The sequence below is a fragment of the Cupriavidus oxalaticus genome, from assembly GCF_038900635.1.
GTDB classification, from domain to species: domain Bacteria; phylum Pseudomonadota; class Gammaproteobacteria; order Burkholderiales; family Burkholderiaceae; genus Cupriavidus; species Cupriavidus oxalaticus_B.
Genome location: NZ_JAYMRX010000043.1, coordinates 1 through 15,193 on the forward strand (window position 1 = coordinate 1; position 15,193 = coordinate 15,193).

Here is a 15,193-nt window from a genome sequence, read left to right on the forward strand (position 1 = left end):
TGGCTTGCTGCCTTTGGCAAGCTGCGCATTCGTTTCGAACGGCGTCTCGATATCCATCTCGCTCTGCTAACGCTCGCCTGCGCGGTCATCTGCTCACGATTCGTTGAGCAGTTTTGTTAGCGACTCTTAACCCGCACCGGCGAGCCGGTGCGGGCGTTTCTTTTTGTTCGTGCGATCTGGCGAAATACAGTCTCCCCGAGCGCCCACTACTGAACCACGCCGAGCACGCGATCAAAGTTGGAGCCTCGCGGCGCGGAGCCGCCCCGATTGAGTTCAGGCTCAGCGAGTTGCTCGGCGCCAAGCCTGAGACTCCGCGATGTACTGGAGTCCTTGTTCGCATTGTTCCAGCGACAACAATGTCGGCGTTGCGACATTCAGATCAAGCGATGCGATAAAAGCCATTTCATGGCTTTGCCCCCGGTCGTTGAAGTCAACGACACCGTCGCCCCTAATCTTTGCCGCGACAAATGGTTCGAGCGCATCGTGCAACTGCACCTTTCGCTCCCGCAGCGCTGCGTTGTGGCACGCCGAGCCAGTGGGGTGTTGTTCTTGCTCCATTTGTGCACGGCGATCCAAGCTCCGCAGGCGGCGTAGATCCATACATTCCCAGGGTCATCAAGAGGCGATACGCTGCTTCACTCGCGTTAAGAACCGCCCTGGCGCCACAGTAATTTCAGACCGGCTGGGGAAGTGCAGAAATCGGGCGACCAACGGATGTGGCTGGGCTGTACTTTAGCGCTGTACTTTAGCGGCCCGACGATTCAGTCTGCTCCCACTACTACAACGCACCTATTGCTGGAGCCACTTACGGATAACGGAAGCACTCGAGTATTAGATGCCATGCTACGATGGTCTTGTGGAATGGTAATTACAATCCTGAAATTTCGCCGATCTTCCCAAGTGGAATTCCCGGCAAAAAAATAAAAAAGGAGCGGCGACGGTGCCGAGCTCACGCACAAACTAGCACCACGCCGCCAGCAAGTCTAAATGGCTCTCAAGTGCTCACAGCTTACGAATCTTTGACGCCTGCAGTCCCTTCATACCTTGCGTGATTTCAAATTCTACTTTCGCGCCCTCCTCCAGTGACTTGAAGCCGCCACCTTGGATTTCCTTGTAATGAGCGAACAAGTCTTTACCGCCATCATCGGGCGCGATGAACCCATATCCTTTTTCACTATTGAACCACTTTACAATGCCAGTCGCCATTTCATCCTCAAAGTTGTTACATGTTTGGGCTTGGGCCACATCTCTTGCGTGTCGTGACCCTACTATGTGTGCAATAGCATAATTATAACCACGCTAGCCGCTATGACAACATCGTAATGCGGATTAACCAAGCCTTCTGAAGAAAAACTCAATTCATCTGTGCGCCGACCGAAACTGTCACCAGAGTTCGCACTAAAATGCCGCGGCCTGCCTTCTTCTACGTTGCCTGCCAGAATGCGTATTGCACTAAGTGCTTAGATGAAGCCCAATGCAGTTAGTTCATAAGCGCCAGACGAAAAGAATCGAGCGTTGCCAGAACGCTGTACTCCTTGGCCCCTCCCGCCGCCGGCAAGAAGACACATCTGGCTATCGCTGCGGCCACACATGGGGTTATCAAGACCAAGTTCATTACTGCGGCAGACGTGATGTTGCAACTCGAGGCCGCCAGGCGCCTCGAGCGATACGACTCGGTACTTCGGCACAACATCCTTGGTCCACGTCTGTTGATTGTCGATGAGATTGGCTATCTTCCCTTTGTCCGGGGACCAGACCAGCCACTTCTTTCAGATCGTTGTCAAACGATATGGGCGGGGGCCTCACCAGCAACCTCCCGTTCACCCAATGGGATCAGACCTTCGGCAACACAACATTGGCCGCTGCGATGCTGGACCGAGTCTTCCACAAGGGGGGATAGTTACCGGGCTGAAACAGCAACGCAAAGCCGACCACGTGTCAGCCACCAAAGACTGATTGACTGGTTCACTTATAATTTGCGCGGGCGCTCGAAGTGGCTCAGACTTGGACTGCGCTTGACACGAGTATCCGAAATATCGAACGGCGTGACCAACTGTTCGCATGCATCGGGCGTCCATATCATTGATCTGCACCACCGGCTCAACGAACGCTCGCAACTGTCACGCTCGACAAGAAGTTCGCGCAGCGCCGTATCCGCTCGGCGGCTCAAGACTGTCTGCGATTCACGCGACGTGCTCATCAGCATCCGGACCCGGCCTGTGCCTATTCTGGAGGCGGGCTGCATCGTCTCTCAAGGGAATATGATCAGCTCGAAGCGGGTGCTGCCCGCTAAAACGCTCGGTAAGCCTATCAGCGCTCCCCATGGAACGCAGACTTCTCGAGCGCACATGCAGCGACCATGGTGATAGGGGCTGAAAATAGGCTCAGTCATCAATCCGACTTTTTTGGGCGGGACTCTCCGTGGACACTTCCCGCCGCCGTAGCGTGCTAGCCTTTGTCGGCCCGCGCAGCGTTACTAGACGGCTGCAGGGCCGAGGACGATGCCACGGAGGCCGCGAGGTTCACGTTGTTCTCGGTGATGTCGCCCACCTGCTTGCCTGCTCGCTGCATCGCATCGAGAAAGCTTGTCGTGGCGGTCAGAGTCGACTTCCAGGCGGCCATGGCAGTCCCCGAGCCAGAAGGAGCGACACGCCCGACCGCATCAATATAGTCCTGCATTACGCGCTTGCTCTGTTCATACTGGGCTTCGGCCACCTTCGCAAAATCGGCACGCGTCTCCGCGGCAATCTCGAGCCCTTGCCGGCAGTACGCTTGAGTCTTTTCGGCCAACGGGAGCAAAATCCTGGCTTCCATCACCGGTAGGTCGGCATCGTTCTTGGCTTCAAAGGCCTTGCGCGTGCACGCCTGGGTTTCCGCTAACGTCGATTTCATCGTCTGTAAGTTCAGTTCCGCAACCTTGTGAAATCCATCGAGCGTCCTACTGGTAAGCCCGTACAGGATCTCAATACCCGATTTTTGCGCTGCTGCAATCGTTTCTAGGTCTAACGTAGGCATGATAAAACCCCTGGAAATGTGCCCCAGTTGTCCCAACGAGGGCTTTCACAAGAAATTGTCCGTACAGTTCGATACAAGGATAGCTCTAGCCGGATGGATATCTACCAGCCTTACGACCAGGGCACTCCAGCGTGTCGAGATCTGGGGCATCCACCCCTTCCGAATTCATGAGGACTCAGCATCCCTCCTCCTATGCTTTTCAACTAATGAAACCATTAACGATGCACCGGCGTCACACCTGCTATGGTACTTCACCGCCTGAGCCTGTGCGCCACCGCGAGATTGGCACCAATATCAGTACCGCCGGTAACATTCAATGTACTCTTAGCAACCGCCAGGAAACGTGGAATTGCCGTTGGCATTTGTCAAGATAGTCTTGTTGTGCATCCCAGGCATTGGGTTCTACTTTGGGCGCCAGGCGCCCCCACAAGCGGATCAGCCGTGGAAGGCGGTACTCCATCGTAAAACCAGACTTCACCTGCCGGATTTCCCCCCTCCATCCCAATGTACGACGCGAAGTACAGATCCAGCTGCTCTCGCGTGAAAAGCGTATTAATTGTTGCCTTCTCCATGCCGCAAATCGCTACGTTAGGTAATAATTTCCTACTCCTGTCCCTCTGGAGCATCTTTTGGCGCCACATTCTTGGCAGACCTAATTCTGCGCGCTCTATCACACACTAGACAATCCTCCTATTCGCATGGTCCGTTGGAATAAGCCCTCCCTGCTTGAGCGGGTGGTAACCTCCAGCGTTGCAAAGCGCTCACGTGCGATATCAATCTTCGTACAGAAAAAATGATCCGACTCGATAATTTAAATTAGATTTGAACAAGATCAATTTCAATCCCGCCGAACACCTTGGAAGAGATTCTTTATCGGCCCTACAGGTTCATGATTCCCTGTATCCTGATGACGTGCTCTATGCAGAGTCGGCTTCCAACTGCGAGAGCGAACGTCTTGTTCAACATTGTTGATCAGGTCGGAGCCTTGGCAAGAACTGACAACGCAGTGGATGCGACAGGGACGCTGCGGTGTTGCGCACTCATTGAGTACATGCTCCTTGGCGACATGTTATGCCCTAAACACAAAATTTCTGATAGGCCCTACCAGCGAACAATTCGTTGCGTTCCTTGACTAACGTTGTCGCCAATCAAAGGCCGGAGGACTCCAAGCTAATCAAGTGGAAGTTCGACAATCCATCGCGACCGAGGACGCAGCTTCCGGCGACAGGTTTGTTGTCTGCGTGGAGGTTTGTCTGGCATCAGTTTGCTTTTGACCTACCTTCTGCACCAGGCAGGAGATCCTTCGCGCTTGTGGATGGTGTACTGATTCGTATTTTCTTTGCTAGTGCTGCTCGGTGCTTTCGCATGGTCAAAGAAGCCTTAAAATGAAAAAGACCAGAATTGGGAAATCGCTTCAAAGACAATCTTCTGAAAGCCGAAGCGGAGCGGCAGGACTTTTTTCGTCACCACCTGGACGTGATGATCTACTTCCCGTCGCTTTGAGCTATAGTCTCACGATCAAATCGAAATTCACCGGATGCGTCCCGAACTACCCGAAAACGACGCCGGAAGGCTGACTGACGCACAGGCGCGCCACAGCGCCGGCTGGCGCAGCACGCTTGTCAGCGTGGCGGTCAATATCGGCCTGACCATGGCCCAGGGGGCGGCCGGCATCATCTCCGGCTCGCAGGCGCTGATTGCCGACGCTGCGCATTCGCTGTCCGACCTGCTTTCAGACTTTGTCGTGCTGGCCGCCGGATGGCAAAGCTGCAAGGACCCGGATGCCGATCACCAGTATGGCCACCTGCGCTTCGAAACAGGAGCGTCGCTGGTCCTGGGTGTGCTGCTGCTGACGGTGGCGGCGGGCATGCTGTGGGCAGCACTGGGCAAGCTGCAGCATCCCGCCGGGCTACAGCCGGTTCAGCCAATGGCACTTTGGGTGGCAGTGGTCGCGCTGGCATCCAAGGAGTTGCTGTTCCGCTACATGCTGTCCGTGGCGCGGCGGGTCCGTTCGAGCATGCTGGTAGCCAATGCCTGGCATGCGCGCTCGGATGCGGCTTCGTCGTTGGTGGTGGCGCTTGGCATCGCCGGCAACCTGCTCGGCTATCACAGCCTCGACCCGATCGCGGCAATGGTAGTGGGGCTGATGGTCGCGCGCATGGGGCTGCGCTTCAGTTGGGACGCGCTCAATGACCTGATGGACCGCGCCGCCGACAAAGAAACCGTCGCCGACATTCGCGCCACCATGCTGGGCACGCCCGGCGTGCTCGGCTTGCATGACCTTCGCACCCGCAAGATGGGCGACCAGGTGCTCGTTGATGTCCATCTGGAAATCGAGGCCACGCTGACAGTGGCACAGGGCCATGCGATTGCCGTCGACGCCCGGCGCCGCACGCTGGAGCACCATCGCGTACTCAACGTGATGACCCACGTCGACCCGGTATACTTTACCAAGACCCTCACGGCAGAATAGATGTCGCCCTGTTAGGATTTGAACTTTGGGATATCCAAAAGATTAAAGTGGCTTGGACTCGTTGTCATCGGACGGGGTGGCAAGCTTGGGTGTTCAACGGTCACCGAAAAGAGAAATATGACATCGTGTGTTGTCGTTGCTGGCTGGGTAGGCCGTGGTAGAAGAAAATCGCCTTCCGGATAGGCCATTTTGGAATGATCGCACTCACGCAGTTGGCCCCATAAATTCGGACTGAATGGTCATTCCCGTGGAAGTGTGGCATCCAGGCGAGGTGCCGAACGAGCAATGTCAGTCCGCACAAAAGACGCCGTTACGACGCCGCTCCTACTAGGCATCTTCTAGTGCTGCGCCGAAGGTCACGGAAAGATTGAGCGGAGATGAATTGCAATGAAATTGCACAGCATTTAAGGGGCATCCCTTATAAGGCGAGCCGGCCACGGACTTTTTCCAACCTGAGGCGGGCCACCGCTCTTTCTGACCAAAAATGCCGCAGCCTAACTTCCTTGATCGAAATTAATCACGATTTTTTCGTGCGATTGCCGTTTTTGCCATCACGCTCCAGGCCATAGACGTCACCCTCAAGCCCCCCTTCCACCAGCACCCCGGTGGCACGCTCAAGTCCGAATTCTTTTACCTGAACGAGTTTGCCAATATGGAGCAACTACAGACCGGACGGGCGCGCTACATCCGCTATCACAATCACGACCGCATCAAGTTGAAGCTAAATTGGCTGATTCCTGTGCAATACTGAACTCAGCCTTCGTCTAACTCAAACTGTGGTCAGTTCAAGGTGGCGCCTGAAGGAAATTTAGACAAACTACTAGACACAATGCAGAGCAATGATTGTGGCCGTCAGCCAACTGGATGCCGCGGCCCCAGGCGGGGCGCCAGCATGGCGTCAATCAGAATCAGCTCTTTCAGAATCCGCGACGTGATGTTGGCCGCCGTCGAGGGAGCTGTCTCATTTTTGTGTGCAAGGCGGTTTTGAATTCTGTTAGCCCCGTGCCGCAGTAAATTACTCGCCATACAAAATAGCAAACTGGTTCATGGCGGACTTTCAGTCATAGGTGGTGCGAACCGACTAGGCCAGCACGTTGCGCAGCACCAGCCACAGCAGGTTGACAGCTGCTTCATTCGAGGGGAGGTGCCCTCGGGTTTGATGATCTTGCGCACATGCATATTCAGGCTTTCGATGGCATTCGTAACCGCATGATTGGAACCGGTGCCCTCTTCTCCTCACCGAGTAACTTGGTGTATGGTTCGACCATCGAGACAGGTGCACCGGTGAGCACTTTCATAGATCGAGATTGAAAACAGAGCTCCTCGGCGATGACGAATTCAAGCGATACGAACGGATAGCAGGCAAGCGAGCGCGACCATGCGGTTGAACACACCCGCACGGATGGCCACTTCGGTGGTCTGCAACCCAATTTCGCCTGTCTTGAAGACTTGCGTCCATCGATGGGGTCGGGCAGCCACGACTAGATGAACACCTGCGCAACCAGCGCTAGCATGATACCGACCGCTTGAGCTGCGCACACATATGAAGCTTCATGCCTTAAAAACACTGGGTCATCCTGGCTCAGCAAGGAGTAGCCCTTGCAAACCGGCGTTTAGAATGCCGTCGCATCGTCATTTTGTTGCACACAAGACAGAAGCGTGCCTGAAACACGACAAAGCTAATGGAGATTCGGCATGCAGAGAGCAGGACTATTAGCAATTCGGCTCGATGGCCCGTGATTTGCAAGGTGGTGACGCAAGGAGGTTCTTATGCCAAGAGTGGCAAAACTACAAGGCGCTTCCCCCAACGACAAGGTGTTGCCCTTCCCTGAATCTCTGATGGCTACGTTGGGCGTGGCTTTCGTGGGAACGCTTGTGGCGCTAGACCAGACCATGGTGGGCAATGATCGCGGGCCGATTCGCGTCGACTGGCTGGGGGCGCAGCTGATCGCGGCCGGCCTGGGCAGCATGCAGATGAGCGTGGAACTGTTGCCGGCGCATGGCCTCGACGCCTTTACCGCTGGGCTGCTCGTGCTGACGGCGGTGGCGTCGGCGGCGCTGTGGCAGTGGGAGCGGCGCTGCGCCAATCCGATCCTGCCGGCCGAAATGTTCCGGGACCCCGGGATGGCGCCGCTGTTCAAGCTGGCGGTGTTCACCGGCTTTACCATGTTCGCGCTGTTGCTATATGCGCCGCTGCTGTTCCAGGGCGGGTTCGGCTACTCGCCGAAGCAGGCCGGCGTGCTGATCACGCCGCTGGTGGTCTGCATCACCGTGGGCAGCGTCCTCAATGGCCGCATCGTAACGCGCATCCGACGCCCAAACAATGTGCTCTATGCCGGCTTTGGCATGCGGACACTGTCCTGCCTGGGGTTGTCGCAGGCCACCCGCGGCATGCCGCATGGCGTGCTGATGGCCATCATGCTGGTCAGCGGCCTGGGCCTTGGCTTTAGCATGCCCAACCTGACGGTGTTCGCGCAGCAGACCGCGGGGCGCGAGCACCTCGGCATCGCCACGGCCATACTGCAATCGCTGCGCATGGTCGGTCGCATGGTGGGATCCCGCTTCTCGGGCGGCAGCCGTGCTGGGTGTGTGGAGCGCGCGCCAGGTGCCTTCGATCAAGCCACGCCACGGGCTTGTACCAGTCATGGCGGCGGACTAAAGCTGCGCGGCAGCTTACCCTGAGGAGAAACGATGGATATGGAGCGACAAAGTGTGGCCGTATTGCAGCAACTCGGCCGAACCTATCGCGCCTTTACGGGGGCGTTCGAGAAGCGCATGGGACTACCCTTGCCGCGCTGGCGAATATTACATGCGCTGCATCATCAGGAAGGCGCCATGGGCCAGAAAGCCCTGGCTGACCTCGTCGTCATGGATCCCGGCGCGCTGACCCGCCAGCTAAAAGTTATGCAGGAGCTTGGCTGGATCGAGCGTAGCATGTCGGAACGGGACAACCGCGTCCTCCATGTCACGTTATCGCCTGCCGGGAGGCAGGTGGTGGCGCACGCAATGCCGCTGCGCTCGTCTTTCCTGGAAGCGGCGCTGTCCGAAGTTTCTACGACGACCTTGGATGAACTATCGCGCGGCCTAGCGCAACTTGAGGCTGGAATTGCCCAGGCACAGCGCTGCGCTGCAAATCAAACTAGCCCGCGGAGTACCTAGAGCCCTCCGATCAACAACGCGCGGTTGAGTGCAGCAAGCTTCCACAGCCTACACTCATTGAAGAGGCTGAGCTTCGTGTAAGGTGAGCCGCAATGCTCCAATTAACGCAACGGGCGCTCGGCGCGGCGTCACCGAGGCGGCTGCCTTGACTCTCTTCGAACGCACCTCCGTTGTTGGTTTACCCGATGTCATGAAGGCGCAGTGAGTTCTATATACGGCGGCGACTAGTCCACTGCACCATTGAAAAAACACCAGTTTGTACTTGAATTGGGTGCATGGAAAAATGAACTTGACCGAGTCTGAGCGTGAACAGTTGCAGGCGGCGACTCGGAGCCGCGCCGTACGCGAGGCTTGAAGCCGATTCTTCTGCGTGACGATAGCCACATCGCGTGAAACAATCATGCAACGGCCTGGCTGCGACTCGCGTTTTATCACGCGATGATCCAGCCGGTTTTTGGCCGAGCGGCTGTCCTGCTTGCACGCGAGCCATCCTGAGAGACGGCCACTGCAGCCGCCCGAGGAGTTTGAGGCGCGCGTGCTGAACTCCACGCTCAATTCCAAGCGTGCGCATGGGCCACGTACCCAGAAGCTTGCTGCGGAACTTACGACGTGTCGGTCACGGCTGGTGCAGCGCATCTGCCGCAGACATGGCGTACGCCCGGATCGCTGGGACAAGCATATGATCTCCAATGATCCGCACTTCGAGATCAATGCCGCGGACCTGTACCGGAACCAGCCAGCGCATGCGGTGGTGTTCTCCTTGACCGAGAAGACCGGAGTTCAAGTCCCTGGATAGTAAGGATCGGTGTTGCCGCTGTCGCCGGGAAGCACGGCGCTCTCAACCTGTTTGCCGCACTCAATACGATAAATGTGCCGGTGATCGGCAAGACCGCACCATGCCATACCAGCGATCAATTCGTCGCGTTCCTGAGCGACGTTGTCGCCAGTCAGAGGCCGAAGCAGGAATTCCACCTAATTTGTGACATCATTACCAGCTACAAGACGGATATCGTAGGTACCTTCCTCAATAAGCATCGCGACATCCGGTTGCACTACACGCCGACTTATTCGTCTTGGCTCAATCAAGTGGAAGTACAACGATCCATCGCGACGAATTCGTCCGGTTCCGTTTCAATGACGCGGAGGACTAGGATAAATCGGTGTAACTCCGGACTGTCCAGACTCACCACGCCTGCCTATACCTGCCAAGCAGCCGACAGGAAAAAAATATATCAATAACGCAGGCGGCTGATTACGGCCTCTAACTGAAAGTACTTGTGTCTACGGCGCCTGCCTCTGGTAAGCGATTGCTTAGAAATTGCTGTTGAGCCATGTTGTTACTTCTGCCGATGGCCTTGAGCGGATCGCGCATCACAGCTCTACCAACCTCCATGACGTCGCTCACCACTCGTTGATCGCAACTGCGTTCCGCCCCCCAAAAATTCAAGGCAGCCCATCTGGGGAAACTACAAGGGAGTGCTAGAAGTTGCGTTTCTCGCTCGCGTGTCACCAATGGAACGTTATAATCCAGCAGCGAGCAGATGCCGCCCGCTGAATGCAGTAGCGTTATCTGCGCATGCCAGGATGGTACCACCGTCTCTCGGTAGCCAGGTGTACCGGCCTGCCGGCTCAGGAAGGCACGTAACGGGCTGCCGGGTTCGCTGTCTTCTTGCAATAGGATCCAGGCATTCTCGCTCTTATCCTCGTTGACTCTGCGCGTGGCGCTGACGAGCCGACGCTGCGTTGCCACGATGTTGTGCTGGCGCATACGCTCGGGATGGTGCCCGCTGTCGACGACGAAGGCGCAGTCTAATGCTCCGGCGTCAAGTAGACTGGCAAGCACCGCGTCGGCAATCACCGGCCGCGTGACAAAAGTGTCTTGCGGAAACTCCTCGCCTAAGGCGAACAAGATTTCAGTGATGAGGGGATCGCCAATCGATGCCGAAAAGCCTATTGCTACGCGCCTACCACCCTCCTGACGCTTGATCGTGACCTCCTCTCGGCGTCGAACCAAATCTCCCCATATCTCCAGGATCTGACGCGCTATCTTTTCCAGACGTATCGCATGCGGCGTGGGCACGAGTATGCCGTTTCCTTTGAAGAACAAGGGGTCACCGGTGATCTCGCCCAAGCGATCGAGACTATAGGACACCGTGCTCACGCTGCGCTGGGTGCATGCTGCGACAGCACCCAGGTTACGGTACTCCATAACGAGAACAAAGACTTGCAACAGCTTCGTGTTAACATGACGAATTTCCGACAGCGTAGGATTGGACATTCTACCAATATCACCATGCAATGGTGACGCGAGTCTAAAGGACGGGATGGTATCCAAAAGAAGATAGACATAAGGTCTAGTCCCGTCAATTGATCTGAATCAAATCTTTGCAGGCGATCTGATTGTTCCACAAACTTTCGAAAGATCCTCATGCAGGCGGGCCGCTCATTGAATCGGCGGCTTGTTATGCGTTTAGGTTTCAATACAAGCCAACGCCGGCGAAAGCGGCAGGAGCCCCCAAAGATTGTTAGGGCTGTCAATCTGCAACCTAAACTTCTGATGAGTGCGACGGCAATGCAGGCCGCTACGTTGTACTACATAATGCGCTATGAGCGTAATCGGGTCGACATAGCGCCGTTACCATACATCGCTCCAGTACATCGGTTCACCAAAGACGTGATTCTGTAGCAACCAAGTTACAATCCGTAATTTGCCCCGATCTTTGCAAGTTCCAAGTCAATTATCTTTTTGCTTGCCTAGATTTAATTCGGTTGCGGCACCCAGGATTTTGTGCTACGTTGATATATAAACGTCCCTTCGAGGCTATGTGCCCGGCTTTCTCGCGCAAGCCTGCACACCGGGTGCGTGCAATGCGGGGAATTGTCATCAGGAAGAACAACTGCTTGCGCGTACCTTCTGGCGCTATCATGTGAACAATCAAAGAGGGCTAGTGACGATGAACGTGCGAAATTTTCCGCAGGCGATTGTTTGAGCTAAAAATGGAAGGTAGCTGGACCAACTTCGGTCTGTCCAGGTTCGCGTGAAACAGTCGAACGTGAATCCCCTGGACTGCTTTTCGAGGGTTTTTATCTCCGTGGCATCAGGCACGTTGGAGACCGCCTATGCGTTCATGGCGAATTTCATCGCTACCTACAACGCGCTGTTTGCCAAGGTGCCGGCACCAAATTGAGCGCCACTCTTTGCACATTACCTTTCGTGGTGATGGCCTCTGCCAATATGGACCCGTAATCGAAGTTAGTCCACGACAACTACGCTTCACAAGTGGATGGGCGTATCTCGCGTAGAGTTCATCTTGCAGGCTCATTCGCTTTTTCGGGGCCACCTTTCGTGGAGGGCAAATCACCGGCAGCCGGATGTGCAGCTGAAGACGGTGTTCTGTCTCGCCAAAATGGACGCAACCACGCGCCGAAATCATCGAGGTACGTATAGATCACCGGCACCACCACCAGCGTCAGGATCGACGAGGTGATGATCCCGCCGATCACGGCCTGCCCCATCGGCGCGCGCTGCTCTGCGCCCTCGCCCAGGCTGAAGGCCAGCGGCACCATGCCGAAGATCATCGCCAGCGTCGTCATCAGGATCGGGCGCAGCCGCACGCGCGCGGCTTCGACCAGCGCGGCCTCGCGCGACAGCGGCGCGCGTCCATAGGTGCCGTCCACATCGCCCTGGCGCGCCTGGTTGGCGAAGTCCACCAGCAGGATCGCATTCTTGGTCACCAGCCCCATCAGCATGATGAAACCGATGATCGAGAACATGTTCAGGGTCGAGCCGAACAACAGCAGCGCCGCGAACACGCCGGCCAGCGTCAGCGGCAGCGAGGTCATGATGGCGACCGGCTGGAAGAAGCTGGCGAACTGCGAGGCCAGGATCATGTAGATGAAGATCACCGCCAGCGCCAGCGCCGACACGGCGTAGCCGAACGACTCGTTCATCGACTTGGTCGAGCCACCGAAGCGGTACTTGTAGCCGGCCGGCCAGTTGACACCGTCCAGCGCGGCCTTGACGTCGCGCGCGACTTCGCCGGCCGAGCGCCCGGCCACGTTGGCGGTCAGCTCGATCTCGCGGTTCAGGTCGCGCCGGCTGATCTGGTTGGCGCCGGTGGTGGGCACCAGCTCGGCAATCTGGCGCAGCGCCACCATCCTGGGCGAGCCGTCGGCGTTGGTATGGCTGCTGGCGATCATCAGCGCGCTGAGGTCGGCCATGCCGGTGCGCGCGTCCTTCGGCAGGCGCACGCGCACGTCATAGTTCTTGTCGTCGGGCGCGCGCCAGGAGCTGATGGCATCGCCGGCCAGCAGCGGGCGCAGCGCATTGCCGATCTGCGCCACGCCCACGCCCAGGTCCGAGGCGAGCTCGCGCCGGATGCGGACTTCGATGGTGGGGCGGTCGTCCTTCATGCTTGAATCCAGGTCGGTCAGGCCCGGGATCGCCGCCATGCGCGCGCTGGCTTCGCGCGACAGGCGCCGCAGTTCGTCGAGGTCGTCGCCCTGGATCGACACCTGGATCGCCTTTTGCCCGCCGGCGCCGTCGGGCATGCCGACCATGGTCAGCGTGATGCCGGCGATGCCGGCCAGGCGCTGGCGGATCAGCGGGTTGAGCTGCGCGGTGGTCAGGGTGCGCGCGCGCCGCTCGGTCAGGCGCACCGACACCAGCGCGTTGTTGCGTCCCGAGGCGTTGCCAGAGTTGATGGTGGCGTAGGTGTAGGCCACTTCGGGGAAGGCCTTCAGCGCGGCTTCCACCTGCCGCACCTTGGCTTCGGTGACGTCGAGCGAGGTGCCGACCGGCGTGGTGAAGCCGACCTGGGTCTCGCCGAGGTCGGCATTGGGCACGAACTCGGTGCCGATCAGCGGCACCAGCGCAAAGCTGCCGAAGAAGGTCGCGGCGGCGATGACGGCAGTGGCCAGGCGATGCTTCAGCGCCCAGCCCAGCATGCCGGCGTAGCCGTCGCCGAGCTTGTCCATCCTGGCCGAGAACCAGTCCAGCAGCCGGCCCACCGTGCGTCCGTACCAGCTCTTCTTGTTGCCGGTGCCGTGCAGGTCCGGGTCATGCCAGACCGAAGACAGCATCGGGTCCAGCGTGAACGAGACGAACATCGAGATCAGCACCGCCGCCACCACGGTGATGCCGAACTGGTGGAAGAAGCGGCCGATGATGCCGCCCATGAAGCCCACCGGCAGGAACACCGCGACGATCGAGAAGGTGGTGGCCAGCACCGCCAGCCCGATCTCGTTGGTGCCGTCCAGCGCCGCGCTGCGGTGGTCCTTGCCCATCAGGTTGTGGCGCACGATGTTCTCGCGCACCACGATGGCATCGTCGATCAGCAGGCCCACGCACAGCGACAGCGCCATCAGCGTGATCACGTTGAGGGTGAAGCCGCACAGGTACATCACGCCGAAGGTGCCGATCAGCGCGATCGGCAGCGTCAGCCCGGTAATCACCGTGCTGCGCCACGAGCCGAGAAACAGGAACACGATCGCCACGGTCAGGAAGGCGCCTTCCAGCAGGGTCGAGCGCACCTCCTTCACGCTGCTGCGGATGCGGCGCGCGGTGTCGTTGACCACAGTCAGCTGCACGCCGGCGGGCACCAGCTTGCGCACCTCGTCGGTCATGCGCACCAGGCCGTCGACGGTATCGACCGTGTTCTGGCCCTGCGCCTTCACCACCGACAGGAACAGCGCGCGCTTGCCGTCAAGCAGCGCCAGGCTTTCCTGTTCTTCCTGGCCGTCGCGCACGTCGGCGATCTCGCCCAGCGTTACCGGCTGGCCGGCGCGCCGCGCCACGATGATCTGCCGGAACGCAGCCGGCGTGGGTACGCGCCCCTTGATCTGCACCACGGTCTCGGTCGCCGCGGAACGCAGTTCGCCCGCGGGCAATTCCTGGTTCTCGTTGCGGATCGCGTTCATTACCTGGTCGACGCCGATGCCCAGCGCCTCCAGCTGCGCGGGCCGGATGCGGATCTCGACCTCGCGCTTGGTGCCGCCCACGATATTGATGGCGCCCACGCCGCGCACGGTTTCCAGCCGCTTGCGCACGATCTGGTCGGCGATGGTGGTCAGCTCGCGCTGGCTGCGGCTGGCGCCCGGCGCGTTGGAGACCGACAGATTGAAGATCGGTGCGTCCGAGGGGTCATAGCGCAGCACGCGCGGTTCCTTGACCTCGTCGCGGAACTGCGGGCGGATCAGCGCGATCTTGTCGCGCACGTCCTGCGCGGCCTGGCCGACATCGACGCTCAGGTCGAACTTGATGACGACGACCGAGGTGCCCTGGTACGAGTGCGAAAAGATCTCGTCGATGCCGGAGATGGTGTTGACGATCTCCTCGACCTTGCGCGTGACGCCGGACTCGACCGACTCCGGCGCGGCGCCCGGGTATTCGGTCTGCACCACCACCACCGGGAAGGTGATGTCCGGGAACTGGTCGACCGGCAGCCGCTGGTACGAGAACAGCCCGACCACGATGAAGGCCATCATCATCATGGTGGCCAGCACCGGGTTGCGGATCGACAGGCGGGTGAACCACATGGCGCGCGT

General features: G+C 58.3%; 11 protein-coding genes and 5 pseudogenes. 8 read left to right on the forward strand and 8 right to left on the reverse strand.

Annotation, left to right across the window (positions count from 1 at the left end; genetic code table 11):
* Positions 1–120: pseudogene (locus VSR71_RS33945) on the forward strand (IS5/IS1182 family transposase); the annotation flags it as partial.
* Between the two features lie 159 nt (positions 121–279).
* On the opposite strand, the gene VSR71_RS33950 reads toward VSR71_RS33945, so the two are convergent.
* On the reverse strand, positions 280–558 hold the full coding sequence (locus VSR71_RS33950; protein ID WP_231942340.1) for a hypothetical protein: 279 nt from the start codon (positions 556–558) through the stop codon (positions 280–282).
* Positions 559–1,002: 444 nt separating this feature from the next.
* Positions 1,003–1,206 carry a cold-shock protein gene (locus VSR71_RS33955; RefSeq protein ID WP_115683831.1) on the reverse strand — a complete coding sequence of 68 codons (204 nt, stop codon included), beginning with the start codon at positions 1,204–1,206 and terminating at the stop codon, positions 1,003–1,005.
* Positions 1,207–1,498: 292 nt separating this feature from the next.
* Here VSR71_RS33955 and VSR71_RS33960 point away from each other — a divergent pair.
* Positions 1,499–1,956: pseudogene (locus VSR71_RS33960) on the forward strand (ATP-binding protein); the annotation flags it as partial.
* Positions 1,957–2,448: 492 nt separating this feature from the next.
* Here the strand turns inward: VSR71_RS33960 and phaP are convergent.
* The gene (gene phaP / locus VSR71_RS33965; protein ID WP_115684024.1) at positions 2,449–3,015 is read right to left on the reverse strand and encodes a TIGR01841 family phasin; all 567 of its coding nucleotides are present in this window, start codon (positions 3,013–3,015) and stop codon (positions 2,449–2,451) included.
* A gap of 1,537 nt (positions 3,016–4,552) precedes the next feature.
* On the opposite strand from phaP, the gene VSR71_RS33970 reads away from it, so the two are divergent.
* Positions 4,553–5,488 (forward strand): cation diffusion facilitator family transporter, encoded by a 936-nt coding sequence (locus tag VSR71_RS33970; RefSeq protein WP_115683830.1) that lies wholly within the window; start codon positions 4,553–4,555, stop codon positions 5,486–5,488.
* A gap of 517 nt (positions 5,489–6,005) precedes the next feature.
* On the opposite strand, the gene VSR71_RS33975 is transcribed toward VSR71_RS33970, so the two are convergent.
* The gene (locus tag VSR71_RS33975) at positions 6,006–6,149 is read right to left on the reverse strand and encodes a hypothetical protein (RefSeq protein WP_198044457.1); all 144 of its coding nucleotides are present in this window, start codon (positions 6,147–6,149) and stop codon (positions 6,006–6,008) included.
* Between VSR71_RS33975 and VSR71_RS33980 the strand changes: the two are divergent.
* Positions 6,096–6,239: pseudogene (locus VSR71_RS33980) on the forward strand (IS3 family transposase); the annotation flags it as partial. The gene VSR71_RS33975 and the pseudogene VSR71_RS33980 sit on opposite strands and share 54 nt — an antisense overlap.
* Before the next feature lie 306 nt (positions 6,240–6,545).
* Here VSR71_RS33980 and VSR71_RS33985 read toward each other — a convergent pair.
* Positions 6,546–6,691 (reverse strand): annotated as a pseudogene (locus tag VSR71_RS33985) (transposase); the annotation flags it as partial.
* Between the two features lie 708 nt (positions 6,692–7,399).
* Here VSR71_RS33985 and VSR71_RS33990 point away from each other — a divergent pair.
* Together VSR71_RS33990 and VSR71_RS33995 are read left to right on the forward strand one after the other, a co-directional pair.
* Positions 7,400–8,089, forward strand: a pseudogene (locus VSR71_RS33990) (MFS transporter); the annotation flags it as partial.
* 90 nt (positions 8,090–8,179) lie between these two features.
* Entirely contained in the window at positions 8,180–8,647 is a 468-nt protein-coding gene (locus VSR71_RS33995) for a MarR family winged helix-turn-helix transcriptional regulator (RefSeq protein WP_115683829.1), read from the forward strand.
* 780 nt (positions 8,648–9,427) lie between these two features.
* On the opposite strand, the gene VSR71_RS34000 is transcribed toward VSR71_RS33995, so the two are convergent.
* On the reverse strand, positions 9,428–9,619 hold the full coding sequence (locus VSR71_RS34000; protein WP_231942339.1) for a hypothetical protein: 192 nt from the start codon (positions 9,617–9,619) through the stop codon (positions 9,428–9,430).
* On the opposite strand from VSR71_RS34000, the gene VSR71_RS35450 reads away from it, so the two are divergent.
* Positions 9,524–9,886, forward strand: coding sequence for a transposase (locus VSR71_RS35450; protein WP_368666649.1), 363 nt, complete (start codon positions 9,524–9,526; stop codon positions 9,884–9,886). The two genes, VSR71_RS34000 and VSR71_RS35450, sit on opposite strands and share 96 nt — an antisense overlap.
* 22 nt (positions 9,887–9,908) lie before the next feature.
* Here the strand turns inward: VSR71_RS35450 and VSR71_RS34005 are convergent, their stop codons facing one another.
* Positions 9,909–10,925: a LysR family transcriptional regulator gene (locus tag VSR71_RS34005; protein WP_115683827.1), complete on the reverse strand. Its 1,017-nt coding sequence runs from the start codon at positions 10,923–10,925 to the stop codon at positions 9,909–9,911.
* 760 nt (positions 10,926–11,685) lie between these two features.
* Between VSR71_RS34005 and VSR71_RS34010 the strand changes: the two genes are divergently transcribed.
* Positions 11,686–11,835 carry a hypothetical protein gene (locus VSR71_RS34010; RefSeq protein WP_159373684.1) on the forward strand — a complete coding sequence of 50 codons (150 nt, stop codon included), beginning with the start codon at positions 11,686–11,688 and terminating at the stop codon, positions 11,833–11,835.
* Between the two features lie 118 nt (positions 11,836–11,953).
* Here the strand turns inward: VSR71_RS34010 and VSR71_RS34015 are convergent, their stop codons facing one another.
* Entirely contained in the window at positions 11,954–15,184 is a 3,231-nt protein-coding gene (locus VSR71_RS34015; RefSeq protein WP_115683826.1) for an efflux RND transporter permease subunit, read from the reverse strand.
* Positions 15,185–15,193 lie beyond the last annotated feature (9 nt).

Bases quoted from the DNA above. Each gene is read 5' to 3' on its own strand.
- VSR71_RS33995 (WP_115683829.1), top strand. From the start codon at position 8,180: ATGGATATGGAGCGACAAAGTGTGGCCGTATTGCAGCAACTCGGCCGA.
- VSR71_RS33950 (WP_231942340.1), bottom strand. From the start codon at position 558: ATGGAGCAAGAACAACACCCCACTGGCTCGGCGTGCCACAACGCAGCG.
- VSR71_RS34005 (WP_115683827.1), bottom strand. From the start codon at position 10,925: ATGTCCAATCCTACGCTGTCGGAAATTCGTCATGTTAACACGAAGCTG.
- VSR71_RS33955 (WP_115683831.1), bottom strand. From the start codon at position 1,206: ATGGCGACTGGCATTGTAAAGTGGTTCAATAGTGAAAAAGGATATGGG.
- VSR71_RS33970 (WP_115683830.1), top strand. From the start codon at position 4,553: ATGCGTCCCGAACTACCCGAAAACGACGCCGGAAGGCTGACTGACGCA.
- VSR71_RS34015 (WP_115683826.1), bottom strand. From the start codon at position 15,184: ATGTGGTTCACCCGCCTGTCGATCCGCAACCCGGTGCTGGCCACCATG.
- phaP (WP_115684024.1), bottom strand. From the start codon at position 3,015: ATGCCTACGTTAGACCTAGAAACGATTGCAGCAGCGCAAAAATCGGGT.